Below are 15,558 nucleotides of genomic sequence, written 5' to 3' on the forward strand. Positions count from 1 at the left end.
GTCACGATACGGCTACTCGGGATGCCGCCGCGACCGCTTTCCGGGCGCGGAAGAGGAGATCACGGCCGGAGAGTGACGGGCGTGCCGTCGGGCAACGCAGCGAGCGCCTGTGTCACCTCGGCGCCGACGCGGAGGCATCCGTTGGAGACGGGCCCGGAACGCACGTCGTGGTAGTGGAAGGCGGTGATGGCAACCGGCGCGCCGCCGAACCCGTCGAGCGTCTCCGACTGCACCGAAAGGTAGATGATCGGGTTGCCTCGTGTGTACGCGTACTCCGGTTCGATGCGCGTGGTCATCAGGAACGCACGGCCGAGCGGCGTCGGCGTCGCCTCGACACCCCAGCCGAAGTCGGTAGCGACGCGCTCGGCCACGCCCGCGCGCACGATATCGATCGTCCTGGCAGAGATGCTCACATCTACGGCGACATCGCCGGGCGTGAGCTCGACATCCTGGGCGCGGAGCCAGCCCGTGAGCTGGCGAGGGTTCCCCTGCGACGGCATCGCCTGGCGACCGACGAGCAGCACCTTCACCCAGTGCTCCTGGCGCTCGAGAACGGGTACCACCGTGCCGCCGTACACGTACTCACGAGGCAGCGCGGCGACGGGTTGGCCGAGGGGGTCGGCGAAGACAGGGGCGAACGCCGCCGCGGACCGCGCGCGCCACGGCGTCACCGCGCCGAACGGGTCGTCGTCGACCGGAAGGGCGGCGTGGATCCCGAACACGTCGACGGGGGGAAGGGAGACCGTGTCGTAGACCGTCGTGTTCGCGGGCGGCCCGGTGGGTGCCGGGGTCGGTGTCGGAGTCGGTGTCGCCGTGCGATCCGTCGGCGGGGTGGATGCCGGGGCCGTCGTTTCGACCGCCACGACCGGCGCGGCGTCGCGTGAAGCGAGGAGGTAAGCGGTGCCGATGCCGGTGGCCAGGGCGACGAGGACGGCCAGGGCGACAACCACTGCGCGACGGCGCCGCGGGGGCGCGGCCGCGGCATCCTGTTCCCTCGCCTCCGGCATGAGTTCATCGTCCGCGCCGGACGACGGAGGGTCAAGCGGCGCGCTCGTCCTCCGGCGTGTCGGCACCGGACGGACGCTGCTGCCGCCGCGGAAGGATAGGACATCAGTGTCCGGTTCCGGATACTTCGTGAAATCGGCATACGCGTTACCACGGGGTAAATTGCCAGGTCAATCCCAGCCCCTCGAGCCACCGGCACGCTACATTGAAGGAAGCGATCGGCGGTTTGCCTTTGGCGTAACCCAGGTCCGGGCAACGGACCGCCGAGCGAAGCGAGAGACATATCTCTTCTACGGCATATACGTCCCTTACTGGGGCCGGACCCGTCCGCGAGACCCGACCCCGTATCGAAGGGTCAGCGCCCAACATCGCGCAGTCCTACTCCGCGGTCTCCCGAGTGGTGAAGGAATCGGGTCTGCTTCGTCGGGCCCGCTGGTTCTACGCCCTCGTCGGCTCCGGACTCACCGTCGCGCTCGTCGCCACGGGCTTCGGAATCTGGCTGCTCGGCGACAGCTGGTTCCAGCTGCTCATGGCCGCCGCACTCGGCATCATCTTCACCCAGTTCGCCTTCCTCGCTCATGAGGCCTCGCACCGGCAGATCCTGAAGTCCGGTCCGAACAACGATCGCCTCGGTCGCTTTCTCGCCACGTTCGTGGTCGGCATGAGCTACGCCTGGTGGATGACGAAGCACACCCGTCACCACGCGAATCCGAACCAGATCGGTCGCGACCCCGACATCGAGATCGACACCATCTCGTTCATCGAAGAGGATGCCGCCTCGGCCAAGGGCCTTCGCGCCCTCATCACCCGCAAGCAGGGCTACGCATTCTTCCCGCTGCTGCTGCTCGAGGGCGTGAACCTGCACTTCATATCGATCAGGACGCTGGTCTCCCGCGCGCCGGTCAAGGGCCGTTGGATCGAGCTGACCAGCATCGCGCTGCGCTTCGCGCTCTACCTCGGCGTCCTGTTCTGGTTCCTTCCGCTCGGCATGGCGTTCGCCTTCCTCGGCGTGCAGCTCGCCGTCTTCGGCCTCTACATGGGAGCGTCGTTCGCACCGAACCACAAGGGCATGCCGATCATCGCGAAGGACGCGAAAGTCGACTTCTTCAGCAAGCAGGTGCTGACCTCGCGCAACATCAAGGGCCGCGTCTGGGCATCGACCCTCATGGGCGGTCTCAACTACCAGGTGGAGCACCACCTCTTCCCGAACATGCCGCGGCCGTACCTGGCCCGTGCGAGCGAAATCGTGCGTGAGTACTGCAAGACGCTCGATGTTCCGTACACTGAGACAACACTGATCCGTTCTTACGGCATCGTGATCGAATATCTCAACCGCGTGGGCCTCTCCGCCCGCGATCCCTTCGACTGCCCCCTTGTAGGACAGTTCAGGCGCGTCTAGCGTCTCCCACAGAACGTCTCCGCACTACGGTGCGGCGCGAGATGGGGCCGGAGTACTGGCCCCGGTACAACGAAAGTAAGGAATAACATCATGACCACCGGCACCGTTAAGTGGTTCAACTCCGAAAAGGGCTTCGGCTTCATCGCTCCTGACGACGGCACCGCCGACGTCTTCGCTCACTACAGCGCAATCGCCACCGGCGGTTACCGCAGCCTCGAAGAGAACCAGCGTGTCGAGTTCGACACCGCTCGCGGCCCCAAGGGCCTGCAGGCGGAGAACATCCGTCTCGTCTAGTCTTCTCTGCGAAGCGCCCGGTCCCTTGGGGCCGGGCGCTTCGTCATGCGTGCGGCGTGTGGGCGGCCGCATCCTCGCTTCGCGTCCCGGTAGCTCCCGCCTGCGGGTGACGCAAGCCGTGCCGCAAGCAGGCCGCACTACCGGATCCGCCCGCGCCGCCGCTTCACCGGATCACTCGCGCCCCGACGAGCCTGATTCCGGCCCGCCGTTCGGCCGCAGCCCGGCCGGCGCGTGCGTCAACACGGGACGGAACGGGATCGATGCCGCGAGCACGAGGATCATCAGCAGCGATGCCGCCAGCAGCAGGGTCCACCAGCCGCGCGCCTCATTGCCGGGCAACGCAGCGCGCCCGAGGAACAGCGCGGTCGCGGCGGCGCCCGCCAGCAGCACAGCGCTCAGGACCCCGCAGACGATGCGCGCCCACAGTGGACCTCGACCGGAGATCGCGAATCCGCCGCCCATCGCGAGCAGCGCCACCCCGACCGCTCCCCCGCCGAGCCCCTCGGTGAGGAGGGCCTCCAGCGCTCCCGGCAGAAACATCGGTGCGACAGCGAAGAGAAGCGGGGCGAGTGCGAGCCAGCGCCAGCCGGGCCGGCCGCCGCGCATCCGCAGCGCATGCGCCCAGCCGAGCAGGCCACCGACGATGGCGCCAGGCAGCACGATGGCACCGAAGGTTCCGAACCAGTCGATCTTCGAGGCAGGCCCCGCGAGCTCGCTCATATAGGCCCGGAAGGCGGCCGCCCACGCGAAGCCGAAAAGGGCTCCGAGAGCGACCGCAACGCGCACGCTGGGCGGTGCCATCGAGGATCCTTCCGTGCTGCGACGGCGGCCGGCGGGGGCGGGCATCCGTTGCGGACTGGTGCTCACACTCAACCACTCGGAGGTGCTCAGCGCATCCTGCTGCATCGCCGGGACATCCGATCGGGCGTCCACTCCGAAGACTTGTCGACACGGACAGTCCGTGCGGAATGGAGTCCCGTCATGCGCAATTCACCCAATCGGATCGTCGGGGTGGTCTTCGGCGCCGTCTACCTGCTCGTCGGACTGCTCGGCTTCGCCTACACCGGCGGCGTCGGATTCATCGCGACGGAGGGCGGCCTGCTGCTGGGGATCTTCGCCGTGAACCCCCTGCACAACATCGCCCACCTGCTGATCGGCGCCGCGCTGCTCATCGGGGGCCTCGTCTCGGTCAAGGCGGCGAAGACCGTCAACGTCGTCGTCGGCGCGGCATACCTGCTGCTCGGCATCGTCGGGTTCTTCCTGGTGAACACGGCGGCCAACATCCTGGCCCTCAACACGGCCGACCACTTCCTGCACCTCGCGAGCGCGATCGTGCTGCTGGCCACGGGTCTCGCGGCCGACAAGGTCGTCTCGACCCGGACTGCGGTGGCCTGACCCATGCTCACGCGTCAGTGGCCCGCCCTCTGTGCGTGGGGGGCGGGCCTCATCCACCTCGCCGTGGTGGCCAGCTCTTCGCCCCTCTGGGCAGTGCTGCTCGGCGCGATGGGTGCGCTGGAGCTCGCGTGGGGCGTGTATGCGCTCCGCAGCGGGCGGATGACCGGGCCCCGCGTCGTGATGGGTGCGGCGCTCGGCGCCATCGGGGTGTCGGGAATCGCGGGCCTCTCCGGCTCTTTCGCCGGGGTGCCGCTCGCCGCGGCAACCGTCTTGCTGCTCGTGATCGCCTTCGCCGCCGCGGCGGTGCTGCGCGCGGAGAGACGGCGATCGCCGCGCCGCAGCACGTACGAGGCGTCGCGGCAGCGCCCCGGACGCACCCTTCTCGGGCTGCTGGCCGGCGCCGCCCTGGTCGCCGGCCTCACGACTCCCGCCCTCGCCCTGACGGATGCTGGGGAGCATGCCGTTCCTCACGGCGAGACGTCGCGCCACGGTGGCCACTGACGGCAGCGGCACGCCGCCGCGCTGCACAACGGCGGATATCTCTGCCGACACGCCGGGCGATACGGTTCTCGTCCGGCATGTCGAGCACGATCTCCGCCGTTGTGCACCGCCGAAACGCCGCGGAACACCGCCCCGTCCGTCCCGTCGGCCAACGGCATCCGCCCTTTTGAACAGCCCGCGCCACCTGCGGACGACGACCCTCAGTCGAAGAGCACCGCCCGCAGCGCCCGTGCCTGTTCGGCCCAGAACTCCTGGGTCACGTCAGCCTTCCGGAAGATCGCATCGAACCCGTGGAACGCTCCGGGAACGACGTACACCTCGCAGGCCACCCCTGACTCGTTGAGGCGCCGCGCGTACTCGATGTCCTCCTCATAGAAGAGATCGAGCGTACCGACGCCGATCCACGCCGGTGGAAGACCGGAGACGTCCACCCGCCGCGCCGGAGCCGCGTACGGCGAGACATCGGATCCGCCCGGCTCGGCCCCGAGATACGACTCCCAGGCGAACCTGTTGCTTCCCGGCGTCCACACCCGCACGTTGCGGGTGTCCATGTCGGTGCGCGCTGCCGTCCGGTCATCGAGCATCGGGTAGACCAGCAGCTGGAACACCGGCGCCGGCGCGCCGCGGTCGTAGACGAGGAGCGCCAGCGCGGCCGCCAGCCCTCCCCCGGCGCTCGCGCCGCCGATGGCCACGCGCGCGGTGTCGATGTTGAGCCGCTCGGCATGCTCGAGGAGCCCCAGATAACCGGCGTAGACGTCCTCGACAGCCGCCGGTGCGGGATGGGTCGGCGCGAAGCGGTAGGCGACCGCGGCGACCGTGATACCGAGCTCACGGGCGAAGGCGATGTTCGTCGCGTCGTCCTGCTGCGGGGAGCCGCCGATCAGCCCGCCGCCATGAACCCAGAAGAGCGCCGGTGCAGCGACGGTGAGCCCGTCCGGCCGGAAGACGCGGAGCACGACATCCGGCCCGCCCTGCGGACCCCGCACGACGAGCTCCTCGGCCGTCACGCCCTCACCAGGCTCCTTCGGCTTGGGAGCCCTGGTCGCCATGAACCGCGCGAGGCGCGGTCCGTACGAGAACTTGGGGATGCAGCGGCCCGCGCGCAGGTCGGGATGGAACACGGTCATCGGGTCTCCTGTCGAGTCCGTTCAGACTATGGGCGTTCTCGATGCTCATCGTTCGGTATCCCCGCGCGCACAACGGCAGGAATCAGGGCCGACACGCCGTGTGACGGATGCCGCTGCCGGCGTGTCGCGAACGAAGTCCGCCGTTGTGCGCGGCGGCGGCTGTCGGGTGGCGCCGGGTCGGGTGTGGCCGGGCCGGGTCGGGTGTGGCCGGGTGAGGGTGGAGCAGAGGGCGGTTTTGGGTCAGGACCGGGTGCGGATCGCGTCGACGAGCGCCCGCGGGCTGCCGTGCCAGGGTGCACCGTGGCCGGGAATGACCCAGTCCACGTCCAGATCGGCGATCGCATCGAGCGATCGGGCCGCGGCATCCGGATCGTCGGTGAAGGGCGCAGGCTGCGGCGCCACCTCGCCCGTGAGCACGTGCCGGGTAGTCAGTGCGTCCCCGACGAACACCGCCCGGGCCAGCGGAACGTGCACGGCGATGCTTCCCGGCGAGTGCCCGGGCAGCTCGATGATGCGGGGCGCGCCCGGCAGGGGCAGGATCTCTCCGCCGCGCATCGCGACCACCTCGGTCAGCGCGGTCGTGCGGAGCCCGCCCTTTCGGAGCGAGTACCAGAAGAACCCGATCGTCGGTGCGACATGCATGTGCTGGCGCGCGGTCTTCGGCGGCTTCGCCCCCTTGGCCCTCGCGGCATCCGCTTCGTGGACGTACACCGGAACACCGGCCTCCCGGCGCAGCCGCTCGGCGAAGCCGACATGGTCGGAATCGCCGTGCGTCAGGATCACTCCCTTCACGTCGTCGAGCGACCGGCCCATCGCGTCGAGCTCGTTGGCCAGGTCCTTGCGATGACCCGCGAGCCCGGCGTCGACAACCGTGATCCCCTCGTCGGTCACGATCAGGTGCACGGCGATGATGTCGTTGCCGATGCGGCGAATGTGCGGTGCCAATTCCATGGCGGCCTCCTCTGTAGACATGGCTATTCTACGTAGCTATAATGGCTATTGTCAATAGCTATCGAGGAGATCCCATGCCCACTCCCCCGCGCACATCCGTCGCCGACATCATCGCCGCCGGTCGGGACATCCTCGAGGCCGACGGACTCCCGGGCCTCACGATGCAGGCCGTTGCCGCGCGGGTCGGGGTGCGTGCGCCCTCCCTCTACAAGCACGTCAAAGACCGCGACTCGCTCGTCGGCCTGGTCGCCGACGACACCGTACGCGATCTTCGCGAGCGGCTCGAGCGAACGGATGCCGGGCTGGCGCACTTCGCACACGAGTTCCGGGCATTCGCGAAGGAGTCCCCGCAGGCGTACCAGCTCATCTTCGCGCTCGGCCCCGACGCCACTCGCCCGAACTCCGAGGTGATGGCGCAGAACAGCGAGCCGATCCTTCGCGCCGCCCGCGATCTTGTCGGAGAGGAGAACGCGCTCGAGGCCGCCCGCACGATCACCGCGTGGGCGAGCGGCTTCGTCGGCATGGAGCTCGCCGGCGCCTTCCAGCTCGGAGGGGACGTGGACCGCGCGTTCGACTACGGCATCGAGGCGCTCACGCGCGGACTCACGCGCTGAGTCCGCGGGCGTGCGCGATCCGCGCGCTCCCGCCGACCTACCAGAGCGGGTGGATGTCGGCCCGGAGTCGCCGGTCGTACACATCGCGTACGACGTCGGCGAACGCCTCCACATCGAAGCCGCCCACGTCGAATCCCAGGTCCTCGAACGGCCGGTCCTCTGCGTCGGCGTCGAGCAGGGCCGCCGCATCCGCGTTCGAGACCGCCTGCGCGACCGTGCGCGCTCCGGGGATGACAGTGGTCACGCCCGGGCGCGACGCCACCCAGGCGAGCGATGCGGCCGGCAGCGAAACCTCCTCCGGCACGGCCGCGGCGAGTTCGCGCGCCGCCTCGATCCCGACCTCGAAGTCGACCCCCGAGAACGTCTCGCCACGGTCGAACGCCTCGCCGTGGCGGTTGTAGCTGCGGTGGTCGTCAGCCGCAAACGTCGTGTCGGCGGTGTACCGGCCGGAGAGGAGCCCGGACGCGAGCGGGACGCGGGCGAGGATGCCGACTCCCGCGGCCTCCGCGGCAGGCAGCACCTCGTCGAGCGGCTTCAGCCGGAACGGATTCAGGATGATCTGGATGCTCGCGACCCCTGGCCGGGCGATGGCCGACAGTGCCTGAGCGCAGGTCTCGACCGAGACGCCATAGGCGGCGATCGACCCGTCCGCGACGAGGGCGTCGAGCGCGTCGTAGGTCGCGTCGGCCTCGATGACCTCGCTGGGCGGGCAGTGCAGCTGCACGAGGTCGAGGGTGTCCACCCCGAGGTTGGCCCGGGAGCGGTCGGTCCACAGGCGGAAGTTCTCCGCCGCGTAGTTCTCGGGCAGCTGGGCCTCGCGCCTGCCCATCTTCGTGGCGACGAAGACTCCGGCCTCGGCGCGCTCCGCGAGAAACCCACCGATCAGCTTCTCGGAACGACCGTCGCCATAGACATCCGCCGTGTCGAAGAGGGTGACACCCGCATCGACCGACGCGGTGAGGATCGCGCGAGCGTCCTCCTCGCTGACGTCCCCCCAGTCCGCGCCGAGCTGCCATGTGCCGAGACCGATCGCGGAGACGTTCCGTCCGGTCCTGCCGAGGATTCGCTGCTGCATCCCATTCCTTCCGTCGGCGCCACCCTACCCGCTGCGCGGCCGACCGGGACGGATCACGTTCAAACCTTGAGAACGCTCTCACCGTTTGGTTACAGTGCTGTAAGTGAGTGGCATCCGCCGCCGATTCCCTCGATGGAGAGGTTTTCGCATGACCAGCACACCCAGGCGTCGGTTTCGACGTCTCGCCGCTTCCGTGACGGGTGCGGCACTCGTCGCTGCCGCCTTGGTGGCATCCCCGGCGCACGCCGCTCCACCTCGGGCGGTCGATGCGTACGACCCTGACCTCGGGCCCAACGTCACGGTCTTCTCTCCGGACACTCCCTTGGCCGAGATCCAGAGCACGATGGACGAGCTCGCCGACCAGCAGCGCAACAACGAGATGGGCACCAGCAGGCACGCCGTCTACTTCCTCCCGGGCGACTATGGCACGCCGGAGATGCCGCTGCAGTTCGAGGTCGGCTACTACACCGAGGTGGCCGGGCTCGGGGCGTCGCCCGAGGATGTCAGCATCAACGGGGCCATCGAGGTCTACAACCGCTGCCTCGCCGACGGGGGAACGGCCAACTGTCTCGCCCTCGTCAACTTCTGGCGCACGATCTCCAACCTCTCGCTCCAGGTGAACAAGGCGGGGCAGGACGAATGCCGCGCGAGCGCGAACTTCTGGGCCGTCTCGCAGGCGGTCTCGATGCGCCGCCTGGACATCTCGGGTGCCAACCTGTCGCTCATGGACTACTGCACCGCCGGTCCGCAGTACGCCAGCGGTGGGTACATCGCAGACTCGCGTCTGCCCTTCGTCGTCAGCGGATCGCAGCAGCAGTGGCTGACCCGCAACAGCGAGGTCGCGGGGTGGAGCAACGGCGTGTGGAACCAGGTCTTCTCGGGAGTCGTCGGCGCCCCTGCGGATGACGCATTCCCGGCGCCCCCGTACACGACGATCGAGAAGACCCCCCTCAGCCGGGAGAAGCCGTACCTCTCCGTGGATGACGCGGGCGCCTACAACGTGCGAGTGCCGGCGGCGCGGACGAACACGAGCGGCGTCTCCTGGGCCGATGGCGAGACAGCGGGGCGCAGCATCCCGATCACCGACTTCTTTCTCGCGACGCCGTCGGACAGCGTGAAGGACATCAACAACGCGCTGGCCCGCGGGCAGCACCTGATCTTCACGCCCGGCCTCTACGACATCGACCGGACGATCGACGTCAAGCGGGCCGACACGGTGGTGCTCGGTCTCGGGCACGCCACGCTCACCGCGGCGAACGGCGTGGTCCCGAGGGAGATCAAGGGTGTCGAGGGCGTCGTCGTCGCCGGCATCACGATCGACGCGGGCACAAGCCTCTCCCCTGTGCTGCTGAAGGTCGGCAAGAAGGACAGCGGCAAGCAGCTGTCGGAGTCGAACCCGATCACGCTCAACGACGTGTACTTCCGCGTCGGTGGGCCGCACGTCGGCAAGGCGACGACGGCCGTCGAGATCAATTCCGATCACGTGCTCATCGACCACATCTGGGTGTGGCGCGCCGACCACGGGCTCGAGGGCTTCACGAACGGAGTGAACGGCGACACCGACCGCTGGGCGACGAACATCGGCACCAACGGCGTGATCGTCAACGGTGACAACGTGACCGCCACGGGTCTGTTCGTGGAGCACTTCCAGCAGTACAACACGCTGTGGAACGGCGACGGCGGCCGCGTCATCCTGTATCAGAATGAGCTGCCCTACGATCCCCCGACCCAGGCAGACTGGACACAGCCCGACGGCACGCTCGGCTATCCCGGATACGCCGTGGGACCGGATGTCACGACGCACCGCCTCGACGGCGCCGGCGTGTACGTCTTCAACCAGAACAACCCGTCGATCGTCACGGCCAACGGGTTCACGGCACCTCAGGCGCCGGGCGTGCAGTTGCACCACATCATGACGGTCAACCTCAGTGCCGGCATCATCCAGCACGTGGTGAACGGCGTGGGTGGCCAGGTCGACAATACGAACACGGGCGCTCCGGCGTACGTGCCGGCCTACCCGGCGCCCTAGGCCCCGCCCCCGAGAGGCAGGCAGCCGGTAGGTGGACGTCCCGGCGGTGCAGCACGCACCGCCGGGGCGTCTCCTGCGTCACAGTGGAGGGATGGATTACGGGCATCCGCTGCACTTCGGCACGTTCATCACTCCGACGAACGCCGAGCCGCACGGACCGGTCGCCCTCGCCGTGCTGAGCGAGGAGCTCGGCTACGACCTGGTCACGTTCCAGGACCATCCGTATCAACCCCGATTCCACGACACGTGGACGCTGCTCTCCTACGTCGCCGCGGTGACGACGAGGATCCAGCTCGCGCCGAACGTGCTCAACCTGCCACTGCGGCCGGTGCCGGTGATCGCCCGTTCCGCGGCGTCGCTCGACCTGCTGAGCGACGGACGCTTCAACCTGGGGCTGGGCGCCGGTGCGTTCTGGGATGCCATCGAGGCCATGGGCGGTCGGCGCCTGAGTCCGGGCCAGGCGGTCGACGCCCTGTCCGAGGCGATCGACCTGATCCGGGGCATCTGGGATCCCGGTGACCGCACGCCTCTGCACGGCGGCCGGTACGACACCGTGCGCGGGGCCAAGCGCGGCCCGGTTCCCGCCCACGCAATCCCCATCTGGGTGGGAGCCTACAAGCCCCGCATGCTCGGGATCACGGGTGCCAAGGCCGACGGCTGGCTGCCGAGTCTCGGGCGCATGGAGTCCGCGGATCTGCGCGAGGCGAACGCGCGGATCGATGACGCGGCGGATCGCGCGGGCCGCGCCCGCCGACGTGCGCCGGCTGCTGAACATTTCCGGACGGGAAGGGGTGAAGCGCCTCGCGGACCTGGCACTGGTGCACGGGTTCAGCACCTTCATCGTCGGCTCGGACGATGGCGCGTTCCTGCGCTCGTTCGCAGAGGAGACAGCGCCGCGCGTCCGGGAAATCGTCGAAGACGGGCGCCGCGCGGGACCTCGGGGCTGATGCCCTCCGCGATCGGGCGCGGGTCAGTCCGTCGAGATGGGTTCGATGAGGGACGCGTCGGTGGGATCCGCGGTGCGGGTGTTGTTCACTCGCCGATCCACCTCGTAACCCGCGATGGTGCCGGCGACCTTGTCGGACTCCTCGTTCAGCAGCTCGATCAGCTGTTCCTTGCCGGCGGCATCCAGCTTGTCCGGAGTCAAGAAGTGGTCCCAGGCCGCCGGCTCGAGGAAGACGGGCATCCGGTCGTGGATCTCGCCCGACGCATCCCGCGCCGGACGGGTGATGATCGCCGCCGAGACCTCCCAATCGTCGTCGACCTTGCGAACGGTGTAGATGCCCGCCGCCGCGAGAAGTCCGCCTGACTGAGCGCGCAGGAAGTGCGCCTGCTTGTTGCCCGGCTCTCCCGTCCATTCGTAGTAGCCGAGCATCGGGAAGAGGGCTCGGGAGGACGCGAAGGCGCCCTTCCAGAGACCGTTGGTGGCGACCGTCTCGATGCGGGCGTTGAACTGTGGGCGCTTGGATTCCTTCATGAACGCCGGATGGAAGTTCCACACCGCGGCATCCACCGTCCGCGTGATCTCACCGGTCTTCTCGTCCGCTCGCTCGCGCACGATCGGCACCGTGTTCGTCGGCGCTATCGAATAGCTTCCCGTCCACTCGCGGAAGTCCCCGCCGGCAGCGACGAATTCCTGGATCAGCTCATCAGTCTTGGCGTTCAGCGCGAACCGGCCACACATGCGCCGAGGGTACCAGCCCGCATCACCCGGCGTGACCCGCCAGGCGACATAGGAATCGCATAGCGGACGCAACGTTGCGTCATCGACAGGGACCGGATGCTGGTTCTCGTCAGGATTCCGTCGACTTGCTTGGAGAGATCATGCGCCGCATTCCCGAACCGCAGCAGACCCCGCAGGGCCCCCGTTTCGAGGGCCGATTGCTCGATCATGCCCGTGAGGAGGTGGTCGACCAGGGCGCGCCGTTCGACATCCGCACGCTCATCAGCCGACGCGGGGTCCTCAGCCTCGTGGGTGTGGGTATGGGCGCGGCCGCGCTCGCGGCGTGCGCGCCCAGCGCGACGGGCACCACTTCGACCCCCACGTCCACATCGTCCGCGACCGACACCCCGACCGAGTCCTCTGCGCCCGGCTCGACGGCCGTCCCGGCGGGTGAGATCCCGGACGAGACTGCGGGACCATACCCCGGCGATGGGTCCAACGGGCCCGACATCTTGGAGCAGTCGGGCATCGTGCGCAGCGACATCCGCAGCAGCCTCGACGGCGGAGCGACCGCCGAGGGCGTACCGATGACGCTCAACCTCACGATCCTCGATGCCGCTCATGGCGATGTCCCATTCCAGAACGTCGCCGTCTACGCGTGGCACTGCGACGCCCAGGGCGGGTACTCGATGTACTCGGAGGGCATCGAAGACCAGACGTACCTGCGCGGCGTCCAGGTCGCGGACGCGAATGGTCTGGTCTCGTTCACCTCGATCTTCCCCGCCTGTTACGCGGGACGGTGGCCGCACATCCACTTCGAGGTCTACCCGACTCTGGATGCGATCACCGACTCGGCCAACGTGATCGCCACCTCTCAGGTGGCCCTGCCCAAGGGCGTCAGCGACACCGTGTACGCCCTGTCCGAGTACAACGGATCAAGCGCGAACATGTCGCAGGTGTCCCTCGCCGGCGACAACGTCTTCGGCGACGACGCCGGAGCGCTGCAACTCGCGACCGTCACCGGCGATACGACCGCCGGCTTCACCGTCGCGCTGACCGTGCGCGTCGACACCGCCACGGTGCCGGCGGCCGGATCGGCGCCCGGAGGCGGCGGGCCCGGCGGCGGCCGCCCCTGACCTCCGCCGTGAGGGTGACATCCGGCGCGATGACCTTGGGAAACCTAGATCGCTTCTCGCATCCTCCGGACCACCTCGCGCTGCGCATCGAGTCCCGCGCGCGTGGGGATGAGCGGGTAGACGTGCACCTGCCCGGCGACCTCCCGCAACTCGAGTGCCACGCCAGCAGCATGAGCTCTTCCCGCAAGAAGGTGCGCGTCCGGGTTGAGGACGTCGCGTGTCCCGGTGAAGACGGTCACCGGCCCGAGCCCGGCGAGGTCGCCGAAGAGTGGACTGACGGCTGGATCGAGGAGGTCCAACCCGCCCCGCCAGTGCTCTGCCAGGACTTTGCCGCCGGGCGTACCGAGCCACGGGTCCGTCGGCTGCACCGCCGGGATTCGGGGGTTGCTCCAGGAAAGGTCGAGCGCAGGAGAGATGAGGAGGGTGTGCGGCAAGACCACGCCCTCGTCGCGAAGCGCGAGGGCGGTGGACAAGGCGATCTGACCCCCCGCGGAATCGCCGGCAAGGCACGTCGCACCGAACCGCTCACGACTGCGACGCACCAGCGCGAGGACCCCCTCGCGCGCCTGCCGCGCGGTGCCGAAGGGGACGAGCGGGTAGATCGGCACGGTCACCGCCATCGACGCCTCGTCGGCGATCCGAGCGGCCAGCTGCCAGTGCTGGGGCGCGATCTCGTTGACCCAGGCGCCACCGTGCACGTAGACGGCACCGCCCTGGATCTCCCGCGGCAGGATCGTATAGACCGGCCAGCCGTCGACATGCTCGACGTCGAGACGGATGCCCGGCCGCAACCGCGACGGGGGTCCGTACGGGATGGGCCGGAGCTCGCGTTGCCGGATCCGTCTCCTGGCGCCCTCAGCGGTGACGAACGGGCGGTTGGCGCGGAGCAGCCGCAGCGCCAGCGGCACGAAAGCGCCGGGAACGACGAGTGTCATCCCCCCAGCATCGTGCACGGATGATGAGACGAGGCACGCGATGATGGGTTCATGCCTCCGCCCTGAGATTTCCCGCCCTGCTCGACCTCGCCTTCGGCGAGCGGTCAGACGTCTAGGGACGGGGACGATCGACACCGTTCCATACCTACCCCTGACCGAGCGGGTGGAAGCGCGCGACGCGGACAGCTATCCGGCGAGGATGCGGTCCAGCTTCGCGAAGGTGCGTTGCCAGCCTTGTTCGTAATCGTGATCCGACCCGCCGCGGAGTTCGCCGTGCACGAAACGCATTCGCGTGCCGGTGTCATCCGCCGTGAAGAACACGCTCACTCGTGATGGGGCGTTGGTCTCGCTGAGCCACGACCAGGTGAAATCCAGCTCGGTCATCGCCTCGATCCGAAGGTACTCGCCCGTGCAGGTGTGCAGGTCACCGCTGGAATCTTGGAACGAGATGGCGAAACGGCCGCCCGGTCGCACATCGAGTGCTGCGGATGTCACAACCCCGTCAGGGTCGGAGCCCCACCAGCGACGCACGACCGCCGGATCCGTCCATGCGTCCCACACGACCTTCTGCACAGCATCGAAATGATGGTGGACGGTGATCGATGATGCGGGCTCGGCCATGTGCCGAATGCTCTCGCCGAGAGTCGAAAGTGGGGCCGCGGATCGGATGACGTGTGCCGGGTATGTGTCTCTCTGCGCGAGGGTCAAGCGCCCACGCCGGACCTACCAGGTCGAGACGTACGCCGAGGTCTGCAGTTCGGCCGCCTGCTCGATGAGGGGGAGCCCGCGGCCGACAGCCTGCTCGATGCGCTGTAGCGCCGCATCGCTGCGCAGCTCGTTCCCCTCGAAGTCGGCTGCGCTGGCGTAGACGCCCAACGGCAGGGTGATCGCCTGGAAGAAGCCGAAGAGCGGGCGAAGCTGGTGCTCGATGATGAGCGCGTGGCGTTCGCCACCGCCCGTGGCGGCCAGCAGAACGGGGCGCCCGACCAGTGCGTACTGGTCGACGAAGTCGAAGAGGTGCTTGAACAGGCCGGTGAAGGACGCACGGTAGACGGGACTGGCGACCACGAGCAGATCCGCGCTCTCGATGGCGCGCAGCGCCGCGTCGACCTCGGGAGTGACGTCGTCGCGACGTAGCGCCCCGGCGAGCGACGGTCCGATCCGGGCGAGCTCGATCAGCTGCGATTCGATGCGCGCTCGGCGACCCACCGCGCCGATGATCTCCGAGACGAGCGCGGTGGTCTTGCTGGGTGTGTGCAGCGACCCCGACACACCGACGACCTTGAGCGGAGCGCGCAGTGATGGCGGCGTGAGCGAGGACTCGCGATGGGCGGCGATCGTGGTCATGAGGCGACGCTACGTCGATCCCGGAGCTGGCGCCCCTCTCCCCCGACACCTGGCGTCACACGGGCGTCACGACGCGTAACGCGGGCA

Annotated in this window: 17 protein-coding genes and 1 pseudogene; 9 read left to right on the forward strand and 9 right to left on the reverse strand. The window is 68.7% G+C overall.

Features of this window, described 5'->3' with window-relative positions; all coding sequences use genetic code 11:
• Positions 1–59 precede the first annotated feature (59 nt).
• Positions 60–1,007 (reverse strand): L,D-transpeptidase, encoded by a 948-nt coding sequence (locus tag ACPW96_RS04755; RefSeq protein ID WP_425817837.1) that lies wholly within the window; start codon positions 1,005–1,007, stop codon positions 60–62.
• 395 nt (positions 1,008–1,402) lie between these two features.
• Between ACPW96_RS04755 and ACPW96_RS04760 the strand changes: the two genes are divergently transcribed.
• Positions 1,403–2,404, forward strand: a complete 1,002-nt coding sequence (locus ACPW96_RS04760) for a fatty acid desaturase family protein (RefSeq protein ID WP_425882205.1) — start codon at positions 1,403–1,405, stop codon at positions 2,402–2,404.
• A gap of 90 nt (positions 2,405–2,494) precedes the next feature.
• The gene (locus tag ACPW96_RS04765) at positions 2,495–2,698 is read left to right on the forward strand and encodes a cold-shock protein (RefSeq protein WP_425817835.1); all 204 of its coding nucleotides are present in this window, start codon (positions 2,495–2,497) and stop codon (positions 2,696–2,698) included.
• 171 nt (positions 2,699–2,869) lie between these two features.
• Here the strand turns inward: ACPW96_RS04765 and ACPW96_RS04770 are convergent, their stop codons facing one another.
• Positions 2,870–3,499, reverse strand: a complete 630-nt coding sequence (locus ACPW96_RS04770; RefSeq protein WP_425882206.1) for a hypothetical protein — start codon at positions 3,497–3,499, stop codon at positions 2,870–2,872.
• A gap of 180 nt (positions 3,500–3,679) precedes the next feature.
• Between ACPW96_RS04770 and ACPW96_RS04775 the strand changes: the two genes are divergently transcribed.
• Positions 3,680–4,093 (forward strand): DUF4383 domain-containing protein, encoded by a 414-nt coding sequence (locus ACPW96_RS04775; protein WP_425882207.1) that lies wholly within the window; start codon positions 3,680–3,682, stop codon positions 4,091–4,093.
• A gap of 3 nt (positions 4,094–4,096) precedes the next feature.
• Complete coding sequence (locus tag ACPW96_RS04780; protein ID WP_425882208.1) at positions 4,097–4,594, forward strand: hypothetical protein; 498 nt, start codon at positions 4,097–4,099, stop codon at positions 4,592–4,594.
• Positions 4,595–4,794: 200 nt separating this feature from the next.
• Here the strand turns inward: ACPW96_RS04780 and ACPW96_RS04785 are convergent, their stop codons facing one another.
• Positions 4,795–5,721 carry an alpha/beta hydrolase gene (locus ACPW96_RS04785; protein ID WP_425882209.1) on the reverse strand — a complete coding sequence of 309 codons (927 nt, stop codon included), beginning with the start codon at positions 5,719–5,721 and terminating at the stop codon, positions 4,795–4,797.
• A 240-nt stretch (positions 5,722–5,961) separates the two neighbouring features.
• On the reverse strand, positions 5,962–6,693 hold the full coding sequence (locus ACPW96_RS04790; RefSeq protein WP_425882210.1) for an MBL fold metallo-hydrolase: 732 nt from the start codon (positions 6,691–6,693) through the stop codon (positions 5,962–5,964).
• Positions 6,694–6,746: 53 nt separating this feature from the next.
• Here ACPW96_RS04790 and ACPW96_RS04795 point away from each other — a divergent pair, with 53 nt between their 5' ends.
• On the forward strand, positions 6,747–7,286 hold the full coding sequence (locus tag ACPW96_RS04795; RefSeq protein ID WP_425817823.1) for a WHG domain-containing protein: 540 nt from the start codon (positions 6,747–6,749) through the stop codon (positions 7,284–7,286).
• A 37-nt stretch (positions 7,287–7,323) separates the two neighbouring features.
• Here the strand turns inward: ACPW96_RS04795 and ACPW96_RS04800 are convergent, their stop codons facing one another.
• On the reverse strand, positions 7,324–8,361 hold the full coding sequence (locus tag ACPW96_RS04800) for an aldo/keto reductase (protein WP_425882211.1): 1,038 nt from the start codon (positions 8,359–8,361) through the stop codon (positions 7,324–7,326).
• A gap of 148 nt (positions 8,362–8,509) precedes the next feature.
• On the opposite strand from ACPW96_RS04800, the gene ACPW96_RS04805 reads away from it, so the two are divergent.
• From ACPW96_RS04805 to ACPW96_RS04815, 3 genes and pseudogenes are all read left to right on the forward strand, one after another.
• Positions 8,510–10,390, forward strand: coding sequence for an adenylyl cyclase (locus tag ACPW96_RS04805; RefSeq protein ID WP_425882212.1), 1,881 nt, complete (start codon positions 8,510–8,512; stop codon positions 10,388–10,390).
• A 91-nt stretch (positions 10,391–10,481) separates the two neighbouring features.
• Positions 10,482–11,081, forward strand: a pseudogene (locus tag ACPW96_RS04810) (LLM class flavin-dependent oxidoreductase); the annotation flags it as partial.
• A gap of 28 nt (positions 11,082–11,109) precedes the next feature.
• On the forward strand, positions 11,110–11,337 hold the full coding sequence (locus ACPW96_RS04815) for a hypothetical protein (protein ID WP_425882604.1): 228 nt from the start codon (positions 11,110–11,112) through the stop codon (positions 11,335–11,337).
• Between the two features lie 23 nt (positions 11,338–11,360).
• Here the strand turns inward: ACPW96_RS04815 and ACPW96_RS04820 are convergent, their stop codons facing one another.
• Positions 11,361–12,074, reverse strand: a complete 714-nt coding sequence (locus ACPW96_RS04820) for an SOS response-associated peptidase (RefSeq protein ID WP_425882213.1) — start codon at positions 12,072–12,074, stop codon at positions 11,361–11,363.
• Between the two features lie 140 nt (positions 12,075–12,214).
• Between ACPW96_RS04820 and ACPW96_RS04825 the strand changes: the two genes are divergently transcribed.
• The gene (locus ACPW96_RS04825) at positions 12,215–13,189 is read left to right on the forward strand and encodes an intradiol ring-cleavage dioxygenase (RefSeq protein WP_425882214.1); all 975 of its coding nucleotides are present in this window, start codon (positions 12,215–12,217) and stop codon (positions 13,187–13,189) included.
• Between the two features lie 44 nt (positions 13,190–13,233).
• On the opposite strand, the gene ACPW96_RS04830 is transcribed toward ACPW96_RS04825, so the two are convergent.
• The 3 genes from ACPW96_RS04830 to msuE all read right to left on the reverse strand — a co-directional run bounded on the left by ACPW96_RS04830 (position 13,234) and on the right by msuE (position 15,471).
• A complete protein-coding gene (locus ACPW96_RS04830) occupies positions 13,234–14,124 on the reverse strand; it encodes an alpha/beta hydrolase fold domain-containing protein (protein WP_425882215.1) in 891 nt (296 codons plus the stop codon).
• 186 nt (positions 14,125–14,310) lie between these two features.
• The gene (locus tag ACPW96_RS04835; RefSeq protein WP_425882216.1) at positions 14,311–14,745 is read right to left on the reverse strand and encodes an SRPBCC family protein; all 435 of its coding nucleotides are present in this window, start codon (positions 14,743–14,745) and stop codon (positions 14,311–14,313) included.
• A gap of 102 nt (positions 14,746–14,847) precedes the next feature.
• Positions 14,848–15,471, reverse strand: coding sequence for an FMN reductase (gene msuE / locus ACPW96_RS04840; protein ID WP_425817807.1), 624 nt, complete (start codon positions 15,469–15,471; stop codon positions 14,848–14,850).
• Between the last annotated feature and the right edge of the window lie 87 nt (positions 15,472–15,558).

It is taken from the genome of Micromonospora sp. DT81.3 (genome assembly GCF_049847225.1).
Taxonomy (GTDB): domain Bacteria; phylum Actinomycetota; class Actinomycetes; order Actinomycetales; family Microbacteriaceae; genus Microbacterium.

Excerpts from the sequence above, each read along its gene's own strand:
- ACPW96_RS04825 (WP_425882214.1), top strand. The coding sequence starts at position 12,215 with ATGCGCCGCATTCCCGAACCGCAGCAGACCCCGCAGGGCCCCCGTTTC.
- ACPW96_RS04815 (WP_425882604.1), top strand. The coding sequence starts at position 11,110 with ATGACGCGGCGGATCGCGCGGGCCGCGCCCGCCGACGTGCGCCGGCTG.
- ACPW96_RS04800 (WP_425882211.1), bottom strand. The coding sequence starts at position 8,361 with ATGCAGCAGCGAATCCTCGGCAGGACCGGACGGAACGTCTCCGCGATC.
- ACPW96_RS04820 (WP_425882213.1), bottom strand. The coding sequence starts at position 12,074 with ATGTGTGGCCGGTTCGCGCTGAACGCCAAGACTGATGAGCTGATCCAG.
- ACPW96_RS04805 (WP_425882212.1), top strand. The coding sequence starts at position 8,510 with ATGACCAGCACACCCAGGCGTCGGTTTCGACGTCTCGCCGCTTCCGTG.
- ACPW96_RS04835 (WP_425882216.1), bottom strand. The coding sequence starts at position 14,745 with ATGGCCGAGCCCGCATCATCGATCACCGTCCACCATCATTTCGATGCT.
- ACPW96_RS04765 (WP_425817835.1), top strand. The coding sequence starts at position 2,495 with ATGACCACCGGCACCGTTAAGTGGTTCAACTCCGAAAAGGGCTTCGGC.
- ACPW96_RS04775 (WP_425882207.1), top strand. The coding sequence starts at position 3,680 with ATGCGCAATTCACCCAATCGGATCGTCGGGGTGGTCTTCGGCGCCGTC.
- ACPW96_RS04830 (WP_425882215.1), bottom strand. The coding sequence starts at position 14,124 with ATGACACTCGTCGTTCCCGGCGCTTTCGTGCCGCTGGCGCTGCGGCTG.
- ACPW96_RS04755 (WP_425817837.1), bottom strand. The coding sequence starts at position 1,007 with ATGCCGGAGGCGAGGGAACAGGATGCCGCGGCCGCGCCCCCGCGGCGC.
- ACPW96_RS04795 (WP_425817823.1), top strand. The coding sequence starts at position 6,747 with ATGCCCACTCCCCCGCGCACATCCGTCGCCGACATCATCGCCGCCGGT.
- msuE (WP_425817807.1), bottom strand. The coding sequence starts at position 15,471 with ATGACCACGATCGCCGCCCATCGCGAGTCCTCGCTCACGCCGCCATCA.
- ACPW96_RS04790 (WP_425882210.1), bottom strand. The coding sequence starts at position 6,693 with ATGTCTACAGAGGAGGCCGCCATGGAATTGGCACCGCACATTCGCCGC.
- ACPW96_RS04785 (WP_425882209.1), bottom strand. The coding sequence starts at position 5,721 with ATGACCGTGTTCCATCCCGACCTGCGCGCGGGCCGCTGCATCCCCAAG.
- ACPW96_RS04780 (WP_425882208.1), top strand. The coding sequence starts at position 4,097 with ATGCTCACGCGTCAGTGGCCCGCCCTCTGTGCGTGGGGGGCGGGCCTC.
- ACPW96_RS04770 (WP_425882206.1), bottom strand. The coding sequence starts at position 3,499 with ATGGCACCGCCCAGCGTGCGCGTTGCGGTCGCTCTCGGAGCCCTTTTC.